The organism is Bradyrhizobium sp. Mp19 (genome assembly GCF_029952935.1).
GTDB classification, from domain to species: domain Bacteria; phylum Pseudomonadota; class Alphaproteobacteria; order Rhizobiales; family Xanthobacteraceae; genus Bradyrhizobium; species Bradyrhizobium elkanii.
In genome coordinates, this window is the sequence record NZ_JASAUT010000026.1 from 16590 (window position 1) to 42438 (window position 25849).

24 protein-coding genes are annotated in these 25849 nt (G+C 66.3%); 5 read left to right on the forward strand and 19 right to left on the reverse strand.

Translation table 11 applies throughout. From position 1 onward, the window contains the following. Positions 1-5 precede the first annotated feature (5 nt). From QJT82_RS25660 to mepA, 6 genes are all read right to left on the reverse strand, one after another. Positions 6-1247: a hypothetical protein gene (locus QJT82_RS25660; protein WP_155258467.1), complete on the reverse strand. Its 1242-nt coding sequence runs from the start codon at positions 1245-1247 to the stop codon at positions 6-8. A gap of 93 nt (positions 1248-1340) precedes the next feature. Continuing rightward, on the reverse strand, positions 1341-2012 hold the full coding sequence (gene modC / locus QJT82_RS25665) for a molybdenum ABC transporter ATP-binding protein (RefSeq protein ID WP_028340444.1): 672 nt from the start codon (positions 2010-2012) through the stop codon (positions 1341-1343). A 2-nt stretch (positions 2013-2014) separates the two neighbouring features. Then, positions 2015-2710 (reverse strand): molybdate ABC transporter permease subunit, encoded by a 696-nt coding sequence (gene modB / locus QJT82_RS25670; RefSeq protein ID WP_028340445.1) that lies wholly within the window; start codon positions 2708-2710, stop codon positions 2015-2017. A 4-nt stretch (positions 2711-2714) separates the two neighbouring features. Next, positions 2715-3500: a molybdate ABC transporter substrate-binding protein gene (gene modA / locus QJT82_RS25675; RefSeq protein WP_028340446.1), complete on the reverse strand. Its 786-nt coding sequence runs from the start codon at positions 3498-3500 to the stop codon at positions 2715-2717. Positions 3501-3702: 202 nt separating this feature from the next. Continuing rightward, the gene (locus QJT82_RS25680; protein ID WP_028340447.1) at positions 3703-4212 is read right to left on the reverse strand and encodes a hypothetical protein; all 510 of its coding nucleotides are present in this window, start codon (positions 4210-4212) and stop codon (positions 3703-3705) included. A 130-nt stretch (positions 4213-4342) separates the two neighbouring features. Further along, on the reverse strand, positions 4343-5305 hold the full coding sequence (gene mepA, locus QJT82_RS25685) for a penicillin-insensitive murein endopeptidase (RefSeq protein WP_028340448.1): 963 nt from the start codon (positions 5303-5305) through the stop codon (positions 4343-4345). A gap of 252 nt (positions 5306-5557) precedes the next feature. On the opposite strand from mepA, the gene QJT82_RS25690 reads away from it, so the two are divergent. After that, positions 5558-5938: a L,D-transpeptidase gene (locus QJT82_RS25690; protein WP_016843321.1), complete on the forward strand. Its 381-nt coding sequence runs from the start codon at positions 5558-5560 to the stop codon at positions 5936-5938. 431 nt (positions 5939-6369) lie between these two features. Beyond that, the gene (locus QJT82_RS25695; RefSeq protein ID WP_035631491.1) at positions 6370-8493 is read left to right on the forward strand and encodes an EAL domain-containing protein; all 2124 of its coding nucleotides are present in this window, start codon (positions 6370-6372) and stop codon (positions 8491-8493) included. Between the two features lie 115 nt (positions 8494-8608). Here QJT82_RS25695 and QJT82_RS25700 read toward each other — a convergent pair whose 3' ends face one another. From QJT82_RS25700 to QJT82_RS25710, 3 genes are read right to left on the reverse strand one after another with little or no spacing between them, the layout of a single operon-like run. After that, entirely contained in the window at positions 8609-9058 is a 450-nt protein-coding gene (locus QJT82_RS25700; RefSeq protein ID WP_051447847.1) for a DUF1801 domain-containing protein, read from the reverse strand. Positions 9059-9092: 34 nt separating this feature from the next. Then, positions 9093-9875, reverse strand: a complete 783-nt coding sequence (locus QJT82_RS25705) for a sulfite exporter TauE/SafE family protein (RefSeq protein WP_028340451.1) — start codon at positions 9873-9875, stop codon at positions 9093-9095. An 11-nt stretch (positions 9876-9886) separates the two neighbouring features. After that, positions 9887-10492: a TetR/AcrR family transcriptional regulator gene (locus tag QJT82_RS25710; protein WP_028340452.1), complete on the reverse strand. Its 606-nt coding sequence runs from the start codon at positions 10490-10492 to the stop codon at positions 9887-9889. 107 nt (positions 10493-10599) lie between these two features. Between QJT82_RS25710 and QJT82_RS25715 the strand changes: the two genes are divergently transcribed. Further along, the gene (locus QJT82_RS25715) at positions 10600-11508 is read left to right on the forward strand and encodes a sterol desaturase family protein (RefSeq protein ID WP_028340453.1); all 909 of its coding nucleotides are present in this window, start codon (positions 10600-10602) and stop codon (positions 11506-11508) included. A gap of 218 nt (positions 11509-11726) precedes the next feature. Here QJT82_RS25715 and QJT82_RS25720 read toward each other — a convergent pair whose 3' ends face one another. The 6 genes from QJT82_RS25720 to lepA form a co-directional block, all read right to left on the reverse strand. Then, a complete protein-coding gene (locus QJT82_RS25720) occupies positions 11727-13694 on the reverse strand; it encodes a methyl-accepting chemotaxis protein (RefSeq protein ID WP_028340454.1) in 1968 nt (655 codons plus the stop codon). A gap of 180 nt (positions 13695-13874) precedes the next feature. Further along, the gene (locus QJT82_RS25725) at positions 13875-14792 is read right to left on the reverse strand and encodes an NADP-dependent oxidoreductase (protein ID WP_028340455.1); all 918 of its coding nucleotides are present in this window, start codon (positions 14790-14792) and stop codon (positions 13875-13877) included. 394 nt (positions 14793-15186) lie between these two features. After that, positions 15187-16359 (reverse strand): acyl-CoA dehydrogenase family protein, encoded by a 1173-nt coding sequence (locus QJT82_RS25730; RefSeq protein ID WP_028340456.1) that lies wholly within the window; start codon positions 16357-16359, stop codon positions 15187-15189. A gap of 151 nt (positions 16360-16510) precedes the next feature. Next, complete coding sequence (locus QJT82_RS25735) at positions 16511-17737, reverse strand: MFS transporter (RefSeq protein WP_028340457.1); 1227 nt, start codon at positions 17735-17737, stop codon at positions 16511-16513. Between the two features lie 253 nt (positions 17738-17990). Beyond that, complete coding sequence (locus QJT82_RS25740) at positions 17991-18323, reverse strand: hypothetical protein (RefSeq protein ID WP_028340458.1); 333 nt, start codon at positions 18321-18323, stop codon at positions 17991-17993. A 100-nt stretch (positions 18324-18423) separates the two neighbouring features. Continuing rightward, positions 18424-20235 carry a translation elongation factor 4 gene (gene lepA / locus QJT82_RS25745; RefSeq protein ID WP_018269553.1) on the reverse strand — a complete coding sequence of 604 codons (1812 nt, stop codon included), beginning with the start codon at positions 20233-20235 and terminating at the stop codon, positions 18424-18426. Between the two features lie 237 nt (positions 20236-20472). Here lepA and QJT82_RS25750 point away from each other — a divergent pair, with 237 nt between their 5' ends. Both QJT82_RS25750 and QJT82_RS25755 read left to right on the forward strand, forming a co-directional pair. Further along, positions 20473-20637 (forward strand): M15 family metallopeptidase, encoded by a 165-nt coding sequence (locus QJT82_RS25750; RefSeq protein ID WP_245288702.1) that lies wholly within the window; start codon positions 20473-20475, stop codon positions 20635-20637. A gap of 158 nt (positions 20638-20795) precedes the next feature. Next, positions 20796-22409: a glycosyltransferase family 39 protein gene (locus QJT82_RS25755; RefSeq protein WP_028340459.1), complete on the forward strand. Its 1614-nt coding sequence runs from the start codon at positions 20796-20798 to the stop codon at positions 22407-22409. 189 nt (positions 22410-22598) lie between these two features. On the opposite strand, the gene QJT82_RS25760 is transcribed toward QJT82_RS25755, so the two are convergent. From QJT82_RS25760 to QJT82_RS25775, 4 genes are all read right to left on the reverse strand, one after another. Next, positions 22599-22925 (reverse strand): HPr family phosphocarrier protein, encoded by a 327-nt coding sequence (locus QJT82_RS25760; RefSeq protein WP_028340460.1) that lies wholly within the window; start codon positions 22923-22925, stop codon positions 22599-22601. Continuing rightward, positions 22922-23323 (reverse strand): PTS sugar transporter subunit IIA, encoded by a 402-nt coding sequence (locus QJT82_RS25765; protein WP_021076632.1) that lies wholly within the window; start codon positions 23321-23323, stop codon positions 22922-22924. Before QJT82_RS25765 ends, QJT82_RS25760 begins: the two co-directional genes overlap by 4 nt. Before the next feature lie 214 nt (positions 23324-23537). Next, on the reverse strand, positions 23538-23978 hold the full coding sequence (locus tag QJT82_RS25770; protein WP_028340461.1) for an HPr kinase/phosphatase C-terminal domain-containing protein: 441 nt from the start codon (positions 23976-23978) through the stop codon (positions 23538-23540). Then, the gene (locus tag QJT82_RS25775; protein ID WP_028340462.1) at positions 23975-25783 is read right to left on the reverse strand and encodes a sensor histidine kinase; all 1809 of its coding nucleotides are present in this window, start codon (positions 25781-25783) and stop codon (positions 23975-23977) included. The genes QJT82_RS25770 and QJT82_RS25775 overlap by 4 nt, the downstream gene beginning before the upstream one ends. Positions 25784-25849: the final 66 nt, after the last annotated feature.

Here is a 25849-nt window from a genome sequence, read left to right on the forward strand (position 1 = left end):
CGCCGTTACGTCTTGCGCAGGAAGTTCGAATCCGGGGCGAACTTCTTGATCATGTCGGACAGCCCGTCGTCCGGCGGACCGGATGGGCCCTTGGACGCTGAGTCCGGCTTGGGCTCGCCTTTGATTTTCTGACCGGAAATCTCGGCCAGCGCCGCGAGCAGCGTCTCGTCGAGATTGTCGGCAGGTGTCTTCGCAGGTGGTGTCTTCGCAGGTGGTGCCGGTGGAGAGGCAGGCGCGACGCTACCAATCTCGGGCTCGCGTTTCGCCGGCGACGGCGCGGGCTCCAGCGCCGGTTTGGGGGTGTCCTTGGCGTCCGCCCGCCGGACGGCGGCCTCGCTGACGGCGGCGATCAGCGATGCTTCGAGATCGGCGGGCGTGTCGGCCGGCATCGGCGGCGGTGCCGCTGGCATTGGCGGCGGCGAGGCTGGCACTGGCGGCGGCTCGGCGGGTTTGGCGTCCCGGGGGGCGCGACCGAATAGCGGTTGCCGCTGGCCCGCCGCCTGCGGCCGGCTGTCGGTTGCCTCGCCGGGCTCCTTGTTAAGCTCCTTGTTAATCTCCTTGGCAGGCTTGAAGAGACCCGCACGTTCGGCGGCGATCCTGGCGGAAGCCTCCTCGACCGTGGCGAGCAGGGACGCTTCCAGCGCATCGGCGGAATTGCTCGGCGAAGTCGCCGGCTTGGCGGCAGGGGCGGTCACCGGCTTCGGCGCTGGCCGGGGCGGCAACGGCGGTGGCCGCGATGCTTCGGCTGGCACGGGCGGCAGCGGGACCGCCTGACCGTCGCGGGCGCGCGCGACGATGCCGTCGACGATCGCCGCCAAACGGCCCTTGTCGGGGGCGGCCAGATAGCTCGCCGCCAGCTCATCGACATATTGCGGGCCGTAATCGGCGAGCACATTGGCGATTTGGGCGAGGTCGGGATCGCTCTCGACCAGCCGCCGCCACGCCTCGCGATCGTAGGGCGCGTCGTTGTTCTTGTCGGGCCAGGCCACCCGGCGCGGCTGACGCTGCCCGGTATCCTGGCCTGCGACCGGGTCGAGGGTCGGCGGCTGCAGCCCGTCGCTGAGGTGAGGCGGGGTAAATCCCGAGACGCCGGCCGGCACGGCAGCATCGGCCGGACGCCGGCCCCGCTCGGCGACCTGCAGCGCGATCAGGCCGACGCCCATCAGCAGGAAGCCGAGCGCGGCCCACGAAATCGTGGCGCACAGCAGCCCGCCGATCAGCAGCAACACCCAGCCAGTCAGTCGCACAATTCACCCTTCCCCATGCCCGATCGGACGTCCCGATGCGGGCCTAGCAGACAAGATAGGCTATCTTATGCCGACTTTCGGAAAAACGGCCAGCTACGCGCCCGCCGTCAGCACCTTGACACCGCCGAACGCGGTCACCTGGCCGCGGCGCAGCATCACGATCTGGGTGGCGAGCTGGCGCAGCTCGGCCGCGTCGTGGCTGACATAGACCATCGGGACGCCGGCTTCGTCGCGCAGCCGGACCAGATAGGGCAGGATCTCGAGCTTGCGGCTTTCGTCGAGCGCGCCCAGCGGCTCGTCGAGCAGCAGCAGCCGCGGCTTGGACAGCAGCGCCCGGCCGAGCGCGACGCGCTGGCGCTCGCCGCCGGAGAGCTTTCCGGGACGGCGGTCGAGCAGGGCGCCGATGTCGAGCAGGTCGACGACGCGCCGGTGTTGCGCGGGATCCTCGGTGAGGCCGTTCATGCGGCGGCCGTAGTCGAGGTTCTGCCCGACGTCGAGATGCGGAAACAGCCGCGCGTCCTGGAACACGTAACCGATGCGGCGGCGCCAGGTCGGGACGTGGATGCCGGTCGCGGTATCGTCGACAGTCTCGCCGTCGATCACGATGGTGCCGCGGTCAGGACGCAACAGCCCCGCGATGGTGTTGATCAGCGAGGTCTTGCCGGAGCCGGACGCGCCGAACAGGCCGGTGACGCGGCCCTCGCTGGTGAACGAGGCCGCAAGCGAGAACTCGCCGAGCTGCTTGGTGATGTCGACGCGCAGCATGGCTATTGCCCATGCAGGCGCGCGGTGGCGCGGCGCGCGAACACTTCAGCCGCGACCAGTGCGCCGACCGCGAGCACGATCGAGATGATCACGAGCCGCGCGGCGGCGGTGTCGCCATCCGGCGTCTGGATCAGCGAATAGATCGCCGACGAAATGGTCTGGGTCTCGCCGGGAATGTTGGAGACGAAGGTGATGGTCGCGCCGAACTCGCCGATCGCCTTGGCAAAACCGAGCACCATGCCGGCCAGCACGCCGGGCAGCGCCAGCGGCAGCGTCACGGTTGCGAACACCCGCCAGGGCGCGGCGCCGAGTGTCTCGGCCGCCTGCTCAAGGCGGCGGTCGACCGCCTCGATCGAGAGACGGATCGGCCGCACCAGAAGCGGAAACGACATCACGCCGCAGGCGAGCGCAGCGCCGGTCCAGCGGAACGCGAACACGATGCCGAGATGGTCGGCCAGCCAGCCGCCGACCAGGCCGCGCCTGCCGAAGGTCAGCAGCAGCAGATAGCCGGTAACGACGGGCGGCAGCACCAGCGGCAGATGCACGGCGGCATCGAGCAGCGACTTGCCCCAGAAATCGCGCCGCGCCAGCAGCCAGGCGAGCGCGATGCCGAACGGGGTCGCCACCAGTGTTGCGATGACGGCGACCCGCAGCGACAGCAGGATCGCCGTCCATTCGGCCGGCGAGATCTCAAACACGCGCTTAGGTCGTCGGGCTGATCAGGAACTTGAAGCCGTACTTCTCGAGGATCGTCTTCGCCGTCGAGGAGCGCAGGAAGGCGAGATACTCGGCGGTCTCGCCCTTCGCGGTCGTGGTCGCCGCGACCGGATAGATGATGGCCGGATGGGTGTCGGCCGGGAAGGTGCCGACGATCTTGACGCCCGGCTCGACCTTGGCGTCGGTCGAGTAGACGATGCCGAGCACGGCTTCGCCGCGCGCCACCAGCGTCAATGCGGCGCGGACGCTCTCGGCCATCGCGAATTTTGGCTCGGCCGCCTGCCAGGCGCCGAGCTTCTCCAGCGCGGCCTTGGCGTATTTGCCGACCGGCACCGCCTTGACGTCGCCGGTTGCGATCCTGCCGTCGCCGGCGAGCTTGGCGAGATCGAAGCCGGGTCCGATGTTGACGTTGTCGATCTTGGAATCCTTCGGCGCGATCAGCACGATCGAGTTGCCGAGCAGGTTCACCCGCGTCTGCTCATTGATGTTCTTCTGCTTGATCGCATAGTCCATCCAGTCGGTGTCGGCGGAGACGAACACGTCGGCCGGCGCGCCCTGCTCGATCTGTTTTGCCAGTGCCGAACTCGCGGCATAGCTGGCGGTGACCTTGACGCCGGTCTTGGCGGTGTAGGCTGCATCGATGTCGTCGAGCGCATTCTTCATCGAGGCGGCGGCAAAGACGGTGAGCGTCTTGTCCTCGGCGCTCGCGGGCGAATGCATCGCGCCGAGCAGGATGACGAAGGCAGTGAAAAGTCCGGCAAGCCTTGAAATTGAAAGTCGTGACATGGAAAGCGCTCCGTGCGAGTTCACGCGCGAACCGGCGCGCAAATCAGGCGTTGGGTGAGGTCTGGCCTGCGACGGACGGAAGCGCTGTTCCGCTGGTCCCCGACGGACTTACGGTCCTCAGGGATATCGCACTGCAAACATAGCAGGCTGAGGCTTACGGTAAAGGCGACCCTTTGTCTAACGCGTCCTATTCGTCCGACGGCTGGATCGCGATCGACAGCGAATTCTCTTTTGAGCCGCTGACCTGCAGCACGAAGGGGCTGGCGGCGAGGTCATATTTCACGGTCTTGCGGATACCGTCGCAATCGGTCGCGCCGCTGAACGCCTTGGGCTTCAGGAAATGCCCGTCCTGCACCAGGTCGACCCAGGCCCCGGCCGACAGGCTGACGGTATAGATCCCGGCCTTCGGCGCGGCCTTGAAGCTGGTGAAGCCGGCGAAGGTGCCTTCCTTCGGCGCGCGCTCCGGCGGGATCGGCAATTTGGCGTCGCCGGGGGCCACCAGCGCCAGCGTGATCGCGGTCGCCGGCAGCGCGGTCTGCTCGCTTCCCGATACGACCTTGGCATGATCGGGCGCGGTCAGCGCGGCGCGTGCGCGCTCGATCGACCATTTGAACTTGTCGCAGCCGCTCGGCTCCTCCGCCGCGAAAGCGGGAGCCGAGACGAGCAGCAGCGATGCCGCGAGGAGCGATTTGCGCATGTCTGGTCCATTCATGATGACGGATAAATAGATCAGCCGCCCCGATCCATCGCCCGAACGCGCTTACGGCGCAACGGCACGAGATCATATCGCAGTTCGAAGCGGCCGGCATAGCCGCCTGACGAAGATGTTATTGCCCTGGCAGCTGCTGTTTGGCGTCGGGGGCGTTCAGCACCGTCCTGCAGTCAGCCGGCATCTGCGCCAGCGTCATCGGCGGGCGGGGTTTCGGCGGCTTCGGCGGAGGCTTCGGGTGCAGCACCGAATCCTTGAACCAGAAGGCGAGATCGGACGGCTTGCAGCCTTCGCCCTCCGCTTGCGGCTTCTGTCCCTCGCAGCCAGGGCTGCCGGGCGGACATCGCATGCGAATGTGGAAGTGGTAGTCGTGGCCCCACCACGGCCGGATCTTCGACAGCCAGCCGCGATCGCCCTTGGCCTCGCGGCACAGCGCCTTCTTGATCGCGGGATTGACGAAGATGCGCTGCACCGCCGGCTCCCGCGCCGCGTCGCGGATGACCAGCACATGGCCCGGCGTGAAGACGCGCGGATCGATGTCGAGCCGGTCGTCGCGCACCATCATCACCGCCGACATCTCCTCGCGGTCCTCGCGCGACAATTTGCGATCGGGCATCGGCGTCAGCCAGATATCGGCGTCGAGTCCGATCTGGTGGCTGGCATGACCGGAGAGCGCGGGGCCGCCGCGCGGCTGGCCGATATCGCCGACCAGGATACCCGGCCAGCCGGCGTCCTTGTGCGCGTTGGCCGCCAGCCGCTTGAGCAGCGCGATCATGTTGGGGTGACCCCAGTAGCGGTTGCGCGACAAGCGCATCACCTGCCAGGTCTCGCCGTTGAGCGGCATCTGCGCGGCGCCGGCGAGACAACCCTTGGTGTAGCCGCCGATCGACCGGGTCGGCAGCGCCGCCGGCAAAACCTTGCGCGCGAACAGCTGCTTCGCCCCGATCTTTGGATCGTCAGGGTTGGCGAGCGGCGGCAGCGGCTGTGGATTGAGCGAGCCCCTGTCCTGCGCCCGCGCGGAGATGGTGCAGGCGACGAGGGCTAAGATCAGGAGTGGGAACAGACGCAGGCGGGGTGTCATGCGGATCACTCTGTCGGCGCAAGGCTAGCATGGATTCGGAGCAGGCGGACCGCGCTTTCATCCCATTCGCTTGATCGCCCACAGGGTGGATTAAGATTACCCGCGGCTTCCAGGCTCCGACGTGAGCCACGCCACTTTACAAGCGCACGTTGTGGGCGACATCATGTCCGCAATAATTTCAGGGTAGGCGTAATTGTGACAAGCGTATCGTGCGTACGGCCGGCATTTGCCGCCGCGATAGCTGCGTCGATATTGGCGCTCTCCCCGGCGCGGGCCGACGTCGTCGTTCACATCGATAAATCATCGCAGCGCATGGCGGTCAGCGTCGACGGCGCGAGACGCTACAACTGGCCGGTGTCGACCGGCCGCCGCGGCTATGGCACGCCGAGCGGAGTGTTCCGCCCGCAGATGCTGGCGCGCCGCTGGTACTCGAAGAAGTACTATAACTCGCCGATGCCGCATTCGATCTTCTTCCATGGCGGTTTTGCCATTCACGGAACATACGAACTCACGCGCCTTGGCGGGCCGGCCTCGCATGGCTGCGTGCGCCTGCATCCCTCGCACGCCGCAATGCTCTATGGGCTGGTCGAGCGCAACGGCCGCGGCGGCACGCGGATCGAGATCACCAACTAAGGTATGATCCGGCAAAATGCGATGGCCGAGGCGCACCGCGGCTTAACCGCGCGATAACCCTGCCGCACGCTGACAAACATTGGTGCGCTTGAAGCGCCTTCGGCGCATTCATTGTGCAATCGCGCGCCGGTTTACGCTTCCTTCACCAAGCGCAGGCGCTTCCATGCTGTGAATCTGTGCCGTGCGCCGCTGGCGCACCGGAAGCTAACTCGCGCCCGGCGTGAATTCGCCTGCAAAGCAGGCATGCAAGGGCTTCTCGGGCAGCGCAGCTACTCGCCAAGAGATACCAATTTTTCAGAGACTTATCGCAGATATATCGCCGAACTGGAATGCGCGTGGGGCGTGCGACACCGATGATGCGGCCGAAGAAAAACACCAAGAAACCGAACCAGGCCAAACTGTCCCGTCCTCGGGGCCGTCGTCCCACACCGATGCCGAAAGTGTCGGGCAGATCGCGCCGCCCCGCGGTCGAGATCGGCGAACTGGTGCGCCAGCGCGCGCAGGCCGAGGCGGCGATCGCCGAGGCGCGCAAGTCCAACGCGCGGCTGCGTGAGGCGATCGACATCCTGCCGCAGGGCATCGTGTTCCTCGACCCCGAAGGCCGCTACACGCTCTGGAACAAGAAATACTCGGAAATCTACAAGCGCAGCTCCGATCTGTTCGAGCACGGCGCGCGCCTCGAAGACACCATCCGCGTCGGCGTCGCGCGCGGCGACTACCCCGAGGCTGCCGGCCGCGAGGAGGCGTGGATCGCCGAGCGGCTCAGGAAGATGTACCAGCCGGGCGAGCGGCACGAGCAGGTGCTGGCCGACGGCCGTGTGGTGCTGATCGAGGAGCGGCTGACCTCGGATGGCGGCATCGTCGGCCTGCGCGTCGACATCACCGAACTGAAGCAGCGCGAGGCGTCGTTCCGCCTGCTGTTCGACGGCAATCCGGTGCCGATGATCCTGTGCGCGCTCGACGGCGAGCGGATCCTCGCGGTCAACGACGCCGCGATCGCGCATTACGGCTACGTCCGCGCCGAATTCGAGCGGATGACGATCAGGAGCCTGCAGGCGTTCGATGCCGAGCTGCCCTGGGCGGCGGGCCGCAGCAGCGACGAGCAGGCGGCGCGGACCTGGAAGCATGTGCGCGCCGACGGCACGCTGATCGACCTTGCGATCTATTCGCGCCAGCTGATGCATGGTGACCAGCCCGCGATGCTGCTCGCGCTGATGGACATCACCGAACGCAAGCGCGCCGAGGCGCGGCTCGCCTTCATGGCCCAGCACGACAGCCTGACCGGCTTGCCCAACCGCAATCTGCTGCGCCAGCAGATGGACGAGATGCTGCAGCACACCCGCCGCTCGACCGACAAGGTCGCGGTGCTGATGCTGGGTCTCGACAATTTCAAGGCGGTCAACGAGACCCTCGGTCATGGCATCGGCGACAAGCTGCTGCGCGCGGTCGCAAAGCGCCTGCGCTCGACGCTGCGCGAGGAAGACGCGCTGGCCCGTCTCAACTCCGATGAGTTCACCATCGTGCAGGGCGGCGTGATGCGGCCCGAGGACGCGGTGCTGCTGGCGCGGCGGATTTTGGACGCGATCGGCGAGCCCTATCTGCTCGAGGGGCATTCGGTGGTGATCGGCGCCAGCATCGGGATCGCGATGTCGCCCGGCGACGGCGAGGATTCCGAAAAGCTCCTGAAGAGCGCCGACATGGCCTTGTCGCGCGCCAAGAGCGAATTCCGCGGCACCTTCTCCTTCTTCGAGGCGGAGATGGACGCGCGCGCCCAAAGCCGCCGCAAGATCGAGATCGACCTGCGCGATGCGATACAGAACGAAGGCCTACGGCCCTATTACCAGCCGCTGGTCGATCTTGCGACCGGACGCATCACCGGCTTCGAGGCGCTGGTGCGCTGGCCGCATCCGGAGCGCGGCATGATCTCGCCGGGTGAGTTCATCCCGGTGGCCGAGGAGACCGGGTTGATCAATCCGCTGGGCGCGCTGATGCTGCATCGCGCCTGCATGGACGCGGCGCAATGGCCTGACGACGTGCGCGTCGCGGTCAATCTGTCGCCGCTGCAGTTCCGTACCGGCAATCTGCTGGCGCTGGTCACCGACGCGCTGCGGCAATCCGGCCTGCCGGCGCGGCGGCTCGAGCTCGAGATCACCGAGACGCTGCTGCTTGAGAAGAGCAGCCAGGTGCTGGCGACGCTCCATGCGCTGCGTGCGCTTGGGGTGCGGATGTCGATGGACGATTTCGGCACCGGCTATTCGAGTCTCAGCTATCTGCGCAGCTTTCCGTTCGACAAGATCAAGATCGACCAGTCGTTCGTGCGCGACCTCGGCGCGAACCCGGACGCGCAGGCGATCGTGCGTTCGATCGTCAGTCTCGGCATCGGGCTCGGCGTCACCATCACCGCGGAGGGCGTCGAGACCGAGGCGGAGTTGAGCTGCCTGCGCGCCGAAGGGTGCCACGAGGGCCAGGGCTTTCTGTTCAGCCGCGCCCGGCCGAACGCCGAGGTTATCAGCCTGCTCAAGGCGCAGCGCGTCGCGACGGCGCTGGTGGCGTAGGCTGGACCGTTGCCACAGCGTCATTGCGAGGAGCGAAGCGACGAAGCAATCCATCGTCCCGCATACGCTGAAGCATGGATTGCTTCGCTTCGCTCGCAACGACGATGAGCAGGTATCAGCGGTCGGTTTTCCGCCTTAGATGATAAGTCAGCGCCAGCGCCACGCAGTGGCGCAGCGCGGGCTCCGGCAGCTTGCCGGCGACATCGAGCAGGATGGCGCGGTTGCCGCTGTAGCTGAGCTCGGGATAGAGCTCGCGGAAGGTCTCGACCAGATTGGTCTGGCAGTGGAAGTAGACCGCGACCTGGTCGGCGGCCGGCTTCACCTGATCGATCCGGACCGTGCTGCCGCTGCCGGTTTCAGGCGTGAGGTAGCTCGGCTGGCCCCATTTCAAGGTCTCTTCCAGCGCGCCGACGCCTTTGGTCGCCTTCGCGGTCTCGAAGATCAGGCGCCGCAGCGCCAGCAGCCTGGCCTTGACCGGGGCAGGGTAGGCGTCGAACAGCGCAGCTGCCGGTTTCGGGTGCGACCGTGATGCCGCCTTGCTGGTCGATATTGCCGGCTTGCGCATGGTGGGCTCCGCGAGGAGGACGTGCCACGTCTGTCTACCACAGCGCCTTGAAGGTCATATAGACCGCCATCAGCGAGACGAAGACGATCATCGCGCTGCGCAACCGCGCGCGGTCGATGCGGTTGGCGGCGCGGGCGCCGAGATCGGTGCCGGCGAGCAGGCCGACGATCACGCCTGCCAGCACCGGCCATGACGCCAGCGAGCCCTCGCTCCAATAGATCAAGGCCGAGGGGATCGTGGTCGGGATCAGCGACATCACGAGGCTCGCCATCTGCGCCTGATGCTGCGGCATGCCGAGCACGGCGCTCAGTCCGACTACGGTCGCCAGTCCGCCGCCGATGCCGAGAAAGCCCGACGACAGGCCCGCCAGCAGCCCGACAATGAGCAACGCCGGCCAGTATATGTCGCGCGCTGTGCCTTTGTCGTCATGCTTCGCCTCGTCGCCTCCGCCGCGCAGGATCAGCATCGCGTCGAGCACGACGAGATAGGCCACATAGGTCCAGCGCAGTGCGGGCTCGGCGACATGGTTCGCGGCGAGCGCGCCGGCCGCGCCGCCGGCGACGAAGCCGATTGTCAGCAGCGCGATCCAGCGCAATGGCGTGCGGTTGCCGCTTTGCCAATAGCGCCTGATCCCGGTGAGGCTGGTCGGCGGCACTTGCGCGACCAGCGAGATGCCCTGCGCGACGTGCTGCCCGGCGCCGAGCAGCAGCACCGAGAACACGACCAGTCCGCCGCCGGGGCTGACGCCGAGCAGCCCGGCGGTCAGGCCGCCGGCAAGGCCCGTGCCGATGCCGGCGAGAAGGTCGTGGACGATCACCGCATCCCCCGTCAGCGCCTGGCGGCAAGGCCGGCGAGGAAGATGTCGAAGGCGTGCATCGCCTCCGCGGTCGAGACGGTCTCGCCCCACAGCCGTTGCAGCACGATGCCCTGGAACATCGCGACCATCGCTCGCGCCGCACCGCGCGGCTGCACGTGAGGATCGATCGCGCCGCTCTTCTGGCCGCGCCGCAGCAGGTCCACGATCAGGGCGATCGGCTGGCGGATTCCGCTCACCACCTGGTCGCGGACCACGTCGTCGCGCAGCGCCTCCGCCCAGAGTTGCAGCGCGACGCGGCGGGCGCGCAGGCCTTCTTCCTTCTGCAGGTCGCCGAGGAAGGCGCGGGCGATCGACCGCAGGCTCTGCAACACATCGTCCGACGGATTCTTGAGCGCCAGCAGCGCGCTGTCGCGGCCATGGCGGCTTTCTCCGATCGCCTGGATCAGCTCCTCCTTGCCGGTGAAATGCCCATAGATGCAGCCGGCGCTGAGCCCGGACTGCTTGATCACGTCCTGGATCGTGGTCTGGTGAAATCCCTGGCGCGCAAAGCAGATTTCTGCCGCCTGCAGGATCTCCTCGCGGCGGATCGCCAGCGTCTCGGGTTTCACCTTCGGCATTGTCGGGTCCTTGTCAGGTCGCAGCCGGCCGACGCGGCGGGCTTGACGATCATTCGCCGTCATTATAAAGAACGAATATTCGTTTTGTAAAGAGGGAGGCTATCGGCATGATCGGCTTTGCAAAGCTTCTGTGGCATCCGGGCGCGGCTGAGATGGCTCACGTCGAGCTGCCGTCGACCGGCGCGCGGATCGCGTTCCTGCTCGCGTCGTTCGCCATCGTGCTGCTGTTCGAGGCCGCGTTTCCGCTGTTCAGCTATGCGCGCGGTGACCGGCTGCGCAATATCGGCCGCAACGCCGCCGTCACCGTGATCTTTGTCGGTGTGAACCTGCTGCTCAGCCCGCTGTCGCCGCTGGCCGCGCAATGGACGCTGGATGCGAAATTCGGCCTGTCCTGGTGGCTCGGCCTGTCACCCCCGAGCCAGCTGCTGCTCGGAATCGTGGGGCTCGACCTGTTCGCCTATTTCGCCCACGTCTCGATGCACAAGCTCGGCTGGATGTGGCGCTTCCATCGCATGCACCACGCCGACCGCTTCGTCGACGTCACGACGGCGTTCCGCGAGCATCCCGGCGAGACGCTGTGGCGGATCGGCTGGCACATCGCCGGCGTGGTCGTGTTCGGAACGCCGGCCTGGGTGCTGGTCAGCTATCTGACGCTGTCGGCGCTGAACGCCCAGTTCGAGCACGCCAATATCCGCCTGCCCGAGCGGCTCGACCGCTGGCTGCGGCTCGTCTTCGTGACGCCGAACATGCACAAGATGCATCATTCGCGTCATCAGCCGGAGACCGACAGCAATTATTCGAACCTGCTCTCGATCTGGGACCGCCTCGGCGGCACCTATAATCGCGGTCCGCGCTTCGCGGAGCTGCGCTATGGCCTCGACGGCTTTGATGATCCCGAGAAGCAGTCGCTGCGCGGACTGCTGAAGATGCCGTTCATGCGCGATTGGGGGCGGGCTGGGGCAGGGCCGGACAAGGCGGATCGATCCGTTCCGCCGCCCATGTTGCCGTGGCCATGATCGCGGCCTGGTCCTGCCGCGTCATAGCTCCGAGGCGTATGCTTTCTGTCCCGTCATCCTGAGGAGCCGCGTAGCGGCGTCTCGAAGGATGGATCGGCCCCGCTGGTGGCCGTCGACCCTTCGAGGGCCGCTGAAGAAGCGGCCACCTCCAGCGACAAAGGCGAAGCCTTTGCGCGGGGGTGACGGATGACGGGTATTGTGCCTATGACAAGGCAAGATCAGGCCGCGTTGCGCAGTCCGGCGAGGAAGGTGTCGACGCTGTGCGACAGCGCGGCGGCGTGATCGCCGAGCTGGCCGGACGTATCCAGCACATTGCCGGTGAGGGCCCGCGACTGGCCGGCGGCCTCGCTCGCGCCCGCGATATTGGCGGAGACCTCGACGGTCCCGGTGGACGCCTGCTGCACGCTGCGGGCAATCTCGCGCGTCGCCGAGTCCTGCTGCTCGACGGCGGCCGCGATCGCGGTGGCGATACCCGAGATCTCGCGGATGGTGCCGCTGATGTCGCCGATCGCGCCGACGCAGTTGCCGGTGGCGGACTGGATCGCGCCGACCTGGCCGGCGATCTCCTCGGTCGCCTTCGCGGTCTGACTCGCGAGGTCCTTCACCTCGGCGGCGACCACGGCAAAGCCGCGGCCGGCCTCGCCGGCGCGCGCCGCCTCGATGGTGGCGTTGAGCGCCAGCAGGTTGGTCTGGCTCGCGATCGCGCTGATCAGGCGCAGCACGTCGCCGATCTTCTCCGCCGATGCGGCGAGGCTCGTCACCATCTCGGTGGTCTCCATGGCCTTGGTCACGGCGCTGTCGGCGACGCGGCTGGAATGGGTGACCTGGCGGCCGATCTCGGTGATCGAGGACGCCAGCTCCTCGGTTGCGGCTGCGACCGCATTGACGCTGGCGGATGCTTCCTCGGACGCAGCGGCTGCCGCCGAGGTCCGTTCGGAGGCACCGTTGACGCTGGCCGTGATCTCGTTGGCGACGCGCTGCATGTCGCCCGAGGACCGTGCGACGGCGGCGACCATGCCCTTGACGTCGGCTTCGAAACGGTCGGCCATCTGCCGCTGCAATGCCTGCTTGTCGGCCTCCGCCTTCACCTTGTCGGCCTCCTGCGCCTCGCGCAGCGAGGAGGTTTCGACCATGCTGCGGCGGAACACGTCGACCGCCTTTGCCATCGTGCCGAGCTCGTCGCGGCGCTCGCTGCCGGGTATCGTGACGCTGGTGTCGCCGCTGGACAGGCGGTTCATGACCGCGGTGATCGCGGTGAGCGGCCGCGACAGGCCGCGGCCGAGCAGGAACGCGAGCAGCACGGCCGCGGCCAGGATTGCGACCGTGCCGAGGATCAGATTGCGCTGCGCGCTCGCCGCGGCGGCTTCATAGTCGCTGGTGTCCTTGACGATCTCGAGCACGGCGACCGGCTCGCCGGCATAGTTCTTGATCTGGCCGAGATAGAGCTCCACCGCATGGCCGTCGAGAACAGCATCGCGCAGCAGGGCCGAACCGTTCATGACCCGCTTGAGCTCGTCCTGGGTCGCGACCGCGGTGTCGCCGAAGGTCGAGGACAGCCGCTTGAAGCTCTGGCCGTCGAAGGAATGCACCGCGAGGTCGATGCCGAAGCGCTTCTTGGCGCGGTCGACGAATTCCCTGCCGAAGGCGGCGCCGACGTCGACATTGGCCAGCGTCTTGCCCTCGTGCATGATCGGGGTCATGCCGAAGATCGACAGCGCTTCGCGGCCGGGCTCGACGCCGACGATCGGCTTGCCGGTCTTGTTCGATTCCACCACCGTCGTGCGCCGCGTCGAGGCGTCGTCGCCGAAAGTCTTCGGCGCATGGACCCGGTAGAAGCTGGTCGCCGGGGGCTGCCAGAACGAGATCAGCGGGATGCCCTGCGCCTTCATCGACGCCCAGGGGGCGCCGAGCAGCTTTCCGAGGCCGTCGCGGTCACCCTTGGCGATGGCGTCCTCGACCGGCGGCAAGGCGGCGATGACCGCCGAGACCGCAAGCGCGGCGCGCCCCTCGTAGTCGATCGCTGCAATCACGCTGTCATATTGCAGCTTGAGCTGCTGATCGAGCGCGAGCCGGGTCAGCGCCCGCTGCTGGCTGATGGAGAAGCCGCCGAGGATGGCGCAGGCGACTGCGACAGTCAGCGAAATCGCCAGAATCAGGCGGGCGGCAATCGATCGAAGCGTGAACATGGGACCAGCGGAACTCCAGGCATTAGCGCCGTCCGCAAACTCCCAGAAAAAGCTTAACAACCGGATGTTGCGCCGCCGGTATTCGTGCCGCGATTATTGCCGCCGATGCCTACTTTCGTACTGTGCGACGTCTGGCCTGACAGGGCCGACCAGCTGCGCGCATCAATAGTCATGTGTCGCTCAGGGGCGAACGCGGATGATCGTACTCCCTTTGCGTCGCCCGGTCGGATTTAGGGCAGCGACGGCCTCGTCGAGAGTCGAGACGTTGCCGATGTTCGTCCGCAGACGTCCGTCCCGCACCCGCTGGACGATCTCACTCAGTTGGGAACGATCGGACTCGACGACGAAGTCGACCGCCAGGCCGTTGGAGGGTCGCGCCTCGGCCGGCCCAACGATCGTCACCAGTGTTCCTCCGCCTTGAATCAGCTTTACCGACCGCTTCTGGATTTCACCGCCAATGACGTCGAACACCAGATCGACTTTACCGACGTCCTCAAGGACGTCGTTGTCGAGATCGACGAACTCGTTCGCGCCGAAGTCGAGCACAGTCTGACGGTCGGCGGACCGCCCGGAGCCGATGACATACGCGCCGGCCTCTCGCGCGAGCTGCGTCACCATCGACCCGACTGCGCCGGCCGCGCCGTGTACGAGGACGCTCTGCCCCGCCTGGAGGCGGCCGTGCTGGAATAGCCCTTGCCATGCTGTCAGGCCCGAGACCGGAAGGCTTGCGCCCATTGTGAAGTCGACGTCGCCCGGAAGCGGCGCCAGGTTGCGTGCCTCGATCGCCACATACTCGGCCAGCGTGCCGTCGCGATACCAGTCCGCCAGACCGAACACCCGCTGTCCCACCGATAGCCCTGTAGTGCCATATCCGAGAGCGGTGACCACTCCGGCCAGCTCGTGCCCCGGGATCGACGGTGTTCGGTCACGATCGAGGCGATCGGTCCAGGTCGAGGGCCACGCCAGCTCAGTCGGGACGAATCTCGACGCATAAACCTGAACGACGACATCATTTATCGCTGCCTGCGGCTCGGGCCGGTCCACCAGCTTCATCCCGGCCGTTCCCGCGGCTTGGTCCGTTACAACGATCGCCTTCATGGGAATACTCCTTGTCTCTTGGTGGAACTGCTGCAGAGCGCGCGGACGCGCCGACTAACCAAGAACTGCCAAGGCAGTTCGGTTGCTTAGTACGAACGAATAGATGCGCTGCGCCTGCTCATAAAACAGCACCAAGATTGCGAATTTTGGCTGTACCAAGCGCGACCGCTGCCCCCTGCGAGCTCAATGCGATATCGCACCGCTGAAAAATTCGGGCAGTCGACAGAATCCTTTTTGCACAGTCGGGGACAGAAATTCAGATTGCGAGGACCGCCAGGCGTCATGCCCACTGTTGGCCCAAAGCCGACGTGCCGTGGTCAACCGGCGATGTCCGGTTCTAGGGGTAGAGCCGACATCGCGGATTTATGAGTACGCGCCCTGGTTCAATCCGACTTCATCGCGTCGTCGGCGGCGCCGAGAGATTGCCCGCCAGGATAGCCTTGCCGGCGTCCTCATACTGGGTGTCGCGGGCCTGGATCTGCTGGGCGATCGCATGCATGTCGCGAAAGCGCCGCTCGAACGGGTTCTTGGCGAACACCGCCGTTGCGCCCGACATGTGATAGGCGATGTCGACCACCGCGGCGGACTGGTGGATGGTCCAGGTCGAGGCGATGCGGATTGCGACGCGATGCGCCTCGGTGATGGGATCGCCGCGGGCGAGATCGCTCCAGACATCGTGGGCCGTCGCATACAGATAGGCGCGCGCGGCGCGCAGGCTCGCCTCGGTGCGGCCGATCTGGCCCTGCACGGCGTTGTTGTCGCGCATCGCCTTGAGGCCTTGCGGGGTCTTGCCGCGGGCGAGCTCGGTCGCCGCATCCAGCATGGCGCGCGCGACGCCGAGCGAGGTGGCGGCAAAGCCCATGCTGAACACCATGTTGGTGGAGAGCTTGTAGAGCGGACCCGGCTCGCGGCACGCACTGGGATCGTCGCGCAGCGCGGCGAATTTTTCCGGGATGAAGAGATTGTCGACCGAATAGGAATCGGTGCCGGTGCCTTTCAGGCCGATCACGTCCCAGACGTCGTACATCACGGCCTGCGACATCGGAAACAGGATGGTGCGGATCTCCGGCGAACCGTCGGGCTTCCTGCGCGGTGAGCCATCGGCCTCGACGATTCGGACATGGGCGCCGAGCCAGCTCGCCTGCCGCGAGCCCGAGGCAAAGTCCCAGCGCGCGCTGGCGCGATAGCCGCCGGGCTCGGCGCGGACCTCGTGGGCGATCGCGCCCCAGGCGAGGATGCCGGGCGCGGTGTTGAAGATCTCGTTCGCAGCGTCGGGTCCGAGATAGGCCGCGGTCATGGCGCAGACGCTGCACTGGCCGAGGCACCAGGCCGTGGATGCATCGGCCTTGGCGATCTCCTCCTGCATCTGCATGAACGCGTCCAGCGTCGCCTCGGCTCCGCCGAAGCGCTTCGGCAGCAGCGCGCGATACAGCCCGTTCTCGACCAGGGCCGCGGTGACGGATGGCGTCAGCCGCCGCGTCCGTTCGATCTCGTCGGCTTCGCTCGTGATCAGCGGCGCCAGCGCGCGCGCCCGCTCGACAAGGTCGAATCCCTGCGGCTTGTTCATGCGTGTCCTCGGCGCCTTCTGTCATTCTTGTTGGGCAGGCCGGGCGATGGTGGCTCATCCGGCAGGAGAGGGCAAGGCGGGACGGCGCCGATGCAGATCAGCTATCCATCCGTTGTGCCGGTGCGCGCGAGCGTGACGAATGCATCCGCGCTCAGGCGGTGGCGCGGCCGAGATCGAGCGACGGCTGGCGCTTGGTCGAAAAACTCAACGCCACCGCGACCGCGGCAAGGCCGATCGCGAAGGAACCGGCGTGCAGCCATGTATAGCCGTGGAACGTGTCGAACACGTAACCGCCGGCCCACGGCCCGAGCGCCATGCCGAGGCTCGCGAAGGCCGACACCGCGCCGAACACCGTGCCCATGATGCGCGCGCCGAAGAACTCGCGCACCAGCACGGCATAGAGCGGCATCACGCCGCCATAGGCGAGGCCGAACACCACGGACAGCGCGTAGAATTCGCCGAGCTGCGCGATCGCGAGATAGGTCGCGATCGACAGCGCCTGCACCAGCAGGCCGCCGACCAGGACCGGCTTGGCGCCGAGCCGGTCGGCGAGCACGCCGAGCAGCAGCCGGCCGCCGAGCCCGGAGAAGCCGGCGAGGCTGTAGACCGTGACCGCGGTGAGCGGCGCGATGCCGCACACCATGGCGTAGGACACCATGTGGAAGATCGGTCCCGAATGCGCCGCGCAGCAGGCGAAGTGCGCCAGCGCCAGCGTGATGAATTGCGGCGTGCGCAGCGCCTGCGCCGCGGTCCATTCGGTTTGCGGCGCGTTCGCGGCGGTCGGGATTGCGACATCCGTTCCCTGCGGCGCCGGGCGCACCAGGAACGACGCGGGGATCAGGAGCGCCCACGCGGCGATGCCGATGACGAGCATCGCGAAGCGCCAGTCATAGGCCGTGATCAGCCAGCTCGCGGATGGCGCCACCGTCAGCGGCGATACGCCCATGCCGGCCGACACCAGCGCGACGGCGAGGCTGCGATGCTTGTCGATCCAGGCGCTGGCGAGCGCCATCATCGGCGCATAGAAGCTGCCGGCGGCGATTCCGATCAGCACGCCGAAGCAGAGCTGGAATTGCCACAGGCTCTGCGCCTGGCTTGCCGTCACGAGGCCAAGCCCGAGCAGCAGGCTGCCCGCCAGCACCACGACGCGGGTGCCGAAGCGGTCGGACAGCGCGCCCCAGGCGAACGCCGCAAAACCCATGCAGAGGAAATCCAGCGTCGCCGCCGCCGAGATGCCGGCCCGCGACCAACCCATTGCATCCGAGATCGGTTGCAGGAACACCGCGAGCGACAGCATGGTGCCGAAGCCGACGCAGGTCATCAGCGCGCCCGCGCCGACGACGACCCAGCCATAATCGAACCGAGCGGCCTTGCTCATGCGTTTCCCCGGCGCTGTTGTTTGTTGTGGTGCGCGCAGGGAGGATGCTGGCCTATCTGAGGTCCAGGGGCAATATGACGGGCAACATGCCTCGCATTCCGGGATCAGCGGATTGTGAGTTGCGTGCGCAGGATGTCGCAGCGAGGCGCGGCCAGAGCCCTTTCCGTTCCGATAGAATCGGAACGGGGCTCTAGATCCTTGCTTTGACGCGTTTTCTTCACGCGAACCGGGAGCCACTTCGCTCGAAAACGCTCTACCCGCACTGCCAGGCCCGCCCGATCGGCGTCCAGGTCCAGCACGGACCAAAGCTGCCGCCATTGTAGCGGCCGCGGTAGAATCCGGGGCGGCCGAAATAGTACCAATCGCCGCCATACCAATATTGCGGAGAATAGTCCGGGTAGCCGCGGGCGGCGCCGCGCGGGCCGAACACCGGAATCGTTTGGTTCGGCGGCTGCCGGTAGCCGGGCAGGAAGCCATAGCCGTGCCAACGAGTGCTGCCGTGCCGCTTCTTCGAGGAGGCGGCCGCGCTCAGGTCCGGCTGCAGCAGTGCGAGGATGACGACAAGGAGGAACAGGATGCGCAACATGATCGCAGTCTAGTCGGAGCGCGATGCAGTGGCGATTCAAATCATGGTGCGTTTTGTTGCTGGGACAAGAATGCGCAACAGTCGCGCCGGCGGCTCCGCCTCAGCTATCCACCTTGAGTGCGGCGATGAAGGCTTCCTGCGGGATGTCGACCTTGCCGAACTGCCGCATCTTCTTCTTGCCTTCCTTCTGCTTCTCCAGAAGTTTGCGTTTGCGCGTGATGTCGCCGCCGTAGCACTTTGCGGTGACGTCCTTGCGCAGCGCGCGGACGGTTTCGCGCGCGATCACCTTGCCGCCGATCGCCGCCTGGATCGGGATCTGGAACATGTGCGGCGGGATCAGCTCCTTCATCTTCTCGACCATGGCGCGGCCGCGGCCCTCGGCGCGGGTGCGATGCACCAGCATCGACAGCGCGTCGACCGGTTCGGCGTTGACCAGAATCTGCATCTTGACCAGGTCGGCCGGCTTGTAGTCGGTCAGATGATAATCGAACGAGGCGTAGCCCTTGGAGACCGACTTCAGGCGATCGTAGAAGTCGAACACCACCTCGTTGAGCGGCAGGTCGTATTTCACCATCGCGCGGGAGCCGACATAAGTGAGCTCCTTCTGCGAGCCGCGGCGGTCCTGACACAGCTTCAAGACGCTGCCGAGATACTCGTCGGGGGTGAGGATCGTGGCCTCGATCCACGGCTCCTCGATCTCGGCGATCTTGACCACGTCGGGCATGTCGACCGGGTTGTGGATCTCGAGCTCGGTGCCGTCGGTCAGCTTCATCTTGTAGATCACGCTCGGCGCGGTCGCGATCAGATTGAGGTCGAATTCGCGCGACAGCCGCTCCTGGATGATTTCCAGATGCAGCAGGCCGAGGAAGCCGCAGCGGAAGCCGAAGCCGAGCGCGGCGGAGGTTTCCATCTCGTAGGAGAAGCTCGCGTCGTTGAGCCGCAGCTTGCCCATCGCCGCGCGGAGCGTTTCGAAGTCGTTGGCATCGACCGGGAACAGGCCGCAGAACACGACGGGAATCGCCGGCTTGAAGCCCGGCAGCATCTCGCTGATCGGCTTCCTGTCATCGGTGATGGTGTCGCCGACGCGGGTGTCGGCGACTTCCTTGATCGCCGCGGTGATGAAGCCGATCTCGCCGGGGCCGAGCTCCTCGACCTGCTCCATCTTCGGCGTGAAGAAGCCGACGCGCTCGATGTCATAGGCGGCGCCGGTGCCCATCATGCGGATGCGGCTCCCCTTCTTCATCACGCCGTCGACGACGCGGATCAGCACGACCACGCCGAGATAGACGTCGTACCAGCTGTCGACCAGCAGCGCCTTCAGGGTCGCGTCGCGGTCGCCCTTCGGCGGCGGCAGGCGGGTGACGATCGCTTCCAGCACGTCGGGTACGCCGACGCCGGTCTTGGCCGAGATCATCACGGCGTCGGACGCATCGATGCCGATCACGTCCTCGATCTGCTGCTTGACCTTCTCGGGCTCGGCGGCGGGCAGATCGACCTTGTTCAGGACCGGCACGATCTCGTGATTGTTGTCGAGCGCCTGATAGACATTGGCGAGCGTCTGCGCCTCGACGCCCTGGCTGGCGTCGACCACGAGCAGGGAACCCTCGCAGGCCGCCAGCGACCGCGAGACCTCGTAGGCGAAGTCGACATGGCCGGGCGTATCCATCAGGTTGAAGATGTAATCCTTGCCGTCCTTGGCGCGGTAGTTCAGGCGGACGGTCTGCGCCTTGATGGTGATGCCGCGCTCGCGCTCGATATCCATCGAATCGAGCACCTGCTCCTTGCCCGCCATTTCGCGATCCGACAGGCCGCCCGTCATCTGGATCAGGCGGTCGGCAAGGGTCGATTTGCCATGGTCGATATGGGCGACGATGGAGAAGTTGCGGATGTTCGAAATCGGGGCAGTTGTCATGGGCGCGGGATAGCATCCGCACCCCCGCGCGGGCAACCAAATTGCGGTATTTCGCAGGGGTGTGACGGCGAATCACCGCGCCGTTTCCGGCAGGGTTGCCGTAACCGATTTCCGGGCATGTTCCTGCCAGTCTTTCGGCCCGAAAATCGTCTTTCGCGTTGCCGGCACCGGGCGGATGAGCATGCATGGCCACGCCGCCGCCATCGACCTCAACCTGAAAGTTTCGGATGACCGGCTGTGGGCCGCCAAGGGCAAGACATCCCCTTCAACAACCTGATGCCGCGCGAGATCGTCGACATCTTCGCGCGCCACGGCTTCATCTGGGGCGGCAAGCGGCGTCACTACGATACCATGCATTTCGAGTCCCGGCCGGACTTCCCGGAAAGTGAATCCGCTTGCTAGAGGCGTTCTCACGCCAAGCTGATTTCACTGGCCACAAAAACGCGCTAAAGCGCGCTGAAATGCAGATCAGCACCCATCTGCGTTTCCGCTTCCATTCGGGCATGATCCTTCCGGGAAACCGCTTCCCACTTTTCCGGGGCATGCCTCAGGCACAGGCCATGTCGACCGCCTCCACGCTCCCCGCCGCCCGGCGCACCAACCGCAAGCTGACGATCCGGCGGGTCGCCGCCTGGATCGCCTCGCGCGCCACCGATCCCAGGACCAGCCTGTGGTTCGTGATCGGCTTCGCACTGGTTCATGCGGTGCTGTGGACGCTGATCCTGGTCAAGCTCAAGGCCGCGCAGGACATCCATATGGATGTTGCGGAAGCCTATGCCTGGGGCCAGCGCTTCCTGCTCGGCTATGGCAAGCACCCGCCGCTGTCGGGCTGGATCGCCGGGGTCTGGTTCAGGATTTTTCCCGTCACCAACTGGTCGACCTATGCGCTTGCGATGACGACGGTCAGCTTCGCGCTGGTGGTGTGCTGGCTGATCGCGCTGCGCGTCGTCGATCGCCGCCGCGCGTTCTTCATGGTGGTGATGCTCGCGCTCTACCCGATCTTCAATTTCAAGGGCTTCAAATACAACGCCGATCTCGCCCAGCTGGTGCCGCTGCCGCTGCTGGTGCTGGCCTATCTGAACGCGTTCGAGAAGCGCAGCTTCAAATCGGGTCTCTGGCTCGGCTTTGCCGGCATGCTGGCGCTGATGACCAAGTACTGGGTGGTGACGATGATCGGCGCCGTCGGGCTGGCCGCGCTGATCCATCCGCAACGGACGCAATTCCTGCGCTCGCCGGCGCCATGGGTTGCGATCGGCACGATGATCGTGGCGATGATTCCGCATCTGGTGTGGCTGGAGGAGGTGGACTTCGTGCCGTTCACCTATGCCGGTGACGTCTACGCGCTGTCGAGCCGCGCACTCAATGTGCAGCTCGTGATCGGCTATGTCGTGCACAATGTCGGGCTGCTCGCGATTCCCGTCGTGCTGGGCCTTGTGGCGCTGCTGCTGGGCTCGGTGCCGTGGCGGCCGTCGGACGTGCTGGCGCGGATCTGGTCGCGCGGACCCAATCCGGCCGTCAACCTTCCGCAGGCGCTCAACGTCTGGATCATCCAGCTGATCGTCGCGATCGGGCCGCCGCTCGGCGCGCTGGCGTTCACCGTCTATATCAAGACCGATTGGGGCATCCCGCTGTTCTTCCTGGTGCCGCTTGCGCTGGTCGCGATCCCCTCGCTTCGCTTCCCGCGCATGGCGCTGTTTTCGATCACCGCGATCTGGTTCGTGGCCACGGTCGTCACGCTGATCGCCGCGCCCAGCATCGCGACGCAGGAGATCGCGTCCAACCATATCGGCGGCTCGACCTACGCCGCGCGCTCCGAGCTCGCGCGCGAGCTGACCCAGACCTGGCAGGACAGATTCCATTCGCGCTGGGCCGTGGTCGTCGCGCGGTCCGATATCGGCGAGCCGATGACGTTCTACAGTCCGGATCATCCGGCTTCGCTGGTGCCGGGCGAAGCCTGGTCATCGGGGCTGACGTCGCTCGACGAAGCCAAGCGTCTCGGCTTCATCGGCGTCTGCGACACCACCGATCCGGTGTTCCTCAAGCCCTGCGAGGCGTGGATGGCGGAGCACGCCAAGGATGCCGAGCCGCTGGTGATGACCACCATGCGCTTCTTCAACGGCCATCCCGGTCCGTCGACGGTCTGGAAGGTCTATCTGGTGCCGCCGGCGAAGTAGCGCTGCGGCATTGTTGCCGCCAACTGTCTCGAGCGATCTCAGTGCCGCTCCGTCATCCTGAGGTGCGAGCTCTTGCGAGCCTCGAAGGATGAATCGGCCACAGTCGGGCCGTCGACCCTTCGAGACGCGCGCGATGCGCGCTCCTCAGGGTGACGGTGATAGCTTGGCGTAGCGGCGGACGAGCGCGCCCTACGTGCCTTCCTCGTTGAACTTGCTGGCGACGAGTTCGGCGATGGCGTCGAGCGCCTGCTGCGCTTGCTCGCCCTTTGCGGAGACCACGACCGTAGTGCCGGGCCCGGCGGCGAGCATCATCAGGCCCATGATCGAGGTGCCGCCGACGGTCTCGGTGCCGCGGGTGACCCAGATCTCGGCGTTGAAGCGCTCGACCAGCTGGACGAACTTGGCCGATGCCCGCGCATGCAGGCCGCGCTTGTTGACGATCAGCAGCTCACGGGAAATAGCGCCCGCTGGCACGCCCGGGCCGATTTGATTTCCGCCCGGAGCCTCGTCGCTCATTTGCCTGCGAGAACGCGGCTGGCGATGGTGACGTATTTGCGGCCGGCTTCCTGGGCCATCGCGATCGCGTCGGGCAGCGAACGCTCCTCGCGAACCTTGGCAAGCTTGACCAGCATGGGAAGGTTAATGCCTGCGAGCACTTCCACTTTCGGGCGGCTCATGCAGGAGATCGCAAGGTTGGACGGCGTGCCGCCAAACATGTCGGTGAGAATCGCAACGCCGTCGCCGCTATCGACGCGGTTCACCGCCTCGATGATGTCGCTTCGACAGAGATCGGAATCGTCCTCGGCCCCGATCGTAATCGCTTCAATTTGTTTCTGCGGACCCATGACGTGTTCGAGCGCCGCTCGGAACTCGTCGGCAAGGCGCCCATGGGTCACCAGCACTAGACCAATCATCGGAAACTCCTCGCGGGCGCCCTTTGGTGCACCGCACGAACGCGCCACTTTGACCATCCAGAGGCCCTGCGCAAGAGGGCATCTTGGCTAGTCTCCCGGTTCCTGGCGGTAGAGAGGGGAGGCTGCGCCGGCAAAATCCGACGCGATAGTGGATGTGATATGGTTACCAATTCCCTTCCCACAATTGGCCGCAAGATTACGGGAACATGAACTTTCAGGTTGTCGTCAGCGCAGCGACAACCAGCGGCAGGGGTTGGAAGCCGATGCCGACGGGAATTCGCGGTATTGAAACACCATTAAGGCGAATCGTGAGCGCCTCGGGCGACGGCAGCCGCTCGGCGTCGTCAGCGGCGAGGTCGACGATCAGCCCCACCACGGCCTCGCCTGCGAACGGACAATGGCGGATTCCGAGGCCTCGGATCTCGATCAGACCGGCCAATTGCTGAACCGGGCGAACCCACAATTGTTCGCCGGCTGTGTCGAGATGGACACGGTCATCCCCCACCAAAATGGCCGGCGGAAGCGCTCCGGTGCGCCCGGCGAGAATCAGGTCGAAGGCAAGACGCGACTTGCCGGCGCCCGACGGGCCGCGGATCAGCACCGCACGCTCGCCGACCAGAACGGCGGATGCGTGCACGCTCGAATTGTCGCTCATAGTGTTGGCAGCCTAACCACGAAACGCGCGCCGGCGACGGTGGGCTTGCCGTCTGCGTCCGCGGGGCCAAAGCGGTTCTCGGCCCAGATGCGTCCGCCATGCGCTTCGATGATCTGCTTGGAGATCGAAAGCCCAAGGCCGGAGTTCTGGCCAAAACCCTGGTGCGGCCGGTCGGTGTAGAAGCGCTCGAAAATCCGCTCCAGCGCGTCCTCGCCGATGCCGGGCCCGTCATCGTCGACCACGATCTCGACCTCGCCGCGGGTGCGGCGGCAGACGATGCGCACCTTGTCGCCCGGCTTGGAGAACGATTGCGCGTTCGACAGCAGGTTCGAGATCACCTGGCCGAGCCGTGAATCATGGCCGGGCACCGACAGCGTATCGGTCGGTCCGCGGCCCTCGAAGCGGGCTTCGACGGCGACGTCGTGGCCGAGCCTTGTCTCGTTGGCGACGCCGGTCAGCGTCGTCAGCAGCCGCCGCAGATCGACCGGCGCCATGTCCTGGCGCTGCAATTCGGCATCGAGCCGGCTGGCGTCGGAGATGTCGGAGATCAGGCGGTCGAGCCGCCTGACGTCATGCTCGATCACGGCGAGCAGCCGCGCGCGGCTGTTCTCGTTGCGCGCCAAAGGCAGCGTCTCGACCGCGGAGCGCAGCGAGGTCAGCGGGTTCTTCAGTTCATGGGCGACATCGGCGGCGAACATCTCGATCGCCTCGATGCGGCTGTAGAGCGCGTTGGTCATGTCGCGCAGCGCGCCGGAGAGATGGCCGATCTCGTCGCGGCGCCCCGTGAAGTCGGGAATCTCGACGCGGGTCTGGATGCGGTGGCGGACGCGCTCGGCGCCGTCGGCAAGCCGCCGCACCGGGCCTGCGATCGTGCTCGCCAGCAGCAGCGACAGCATGATCATGACGGCGGAGGCGACCCCGCCGATCTTGAGGATGGCGAGGCGCTCGGACATCACCAGCTGGTCGATGTCGTCGCCTTGCGTCGTCAGCATCAAGGCGCCGCGCACGGCGCGGAAATGCTGCACCGGGACGGCAACCGACACGATGATTGCGCCGCGCTCGGTGACGCGCACCGCGCTGCCCTTCATGCCTTCGAGCGATTGCGCGACTTCGGAATAGCCCTTGCCGCCTTCGGGACCGAGCTCGCGGTAGATCGGCAGGTCGCCGCGGTTGAGCCAGGTCTTGATCGTGGCCTTGGTTTTCTCATAGAGCGACGGCTTCTCCGACGGCGGCGGCAGCTCCATGCGCAGCACGTCGCCGCGCGCGAACAGATTGCGGCTGTCGAGGATCAGGCCGCCGTCGCGGTCGAAGATGCGGGCCCGCGTCTTGGTCGGCGCGATCAGGCGGCGCAGGACCGGCGCGACCCGCTCGGGATTGATCGGAAAATCCGCCGATTCGTCCGGCTGGCCATAACTCTCGCCGGGCTTGAGGTCGAGCAGGCGATCGGGATCGATGGTGACGGTATTGCCTTCGACGGTCGCGGACGCCGCGATCGCCTCCGAGATGATCTCGGCATAGACCAGAAGGCTCTGCGTGCGCGCCTCGATCAGGCCGGCGCGGAACTGCGAGAGATAGAGGATGCTGGCGACCAGCGCGACGAGGCCGGCAAGGTTGAGCGAGACGATGCGGCGCGTCAGGCTCGAGAACGACAGCGCGAAGAAGAACTGCCCGGCGCGGCGCAGCCAGCCGAGCGGACGACGCCAGCCCTTGTCCTGCGCCAAATCTTCGGCAACGGCGTCCTGATCGAGGAGCTGCGAGGCGTCCTCGGTGTTCAGGCCTTGCTCGAGCTGCGTTCGATCAAGCACTGGCAAAGCTGCCGGTTGGTATGGATGTCGTCCCGCGAAGCAATCGTTCGCCCGAGCTTACCCCAG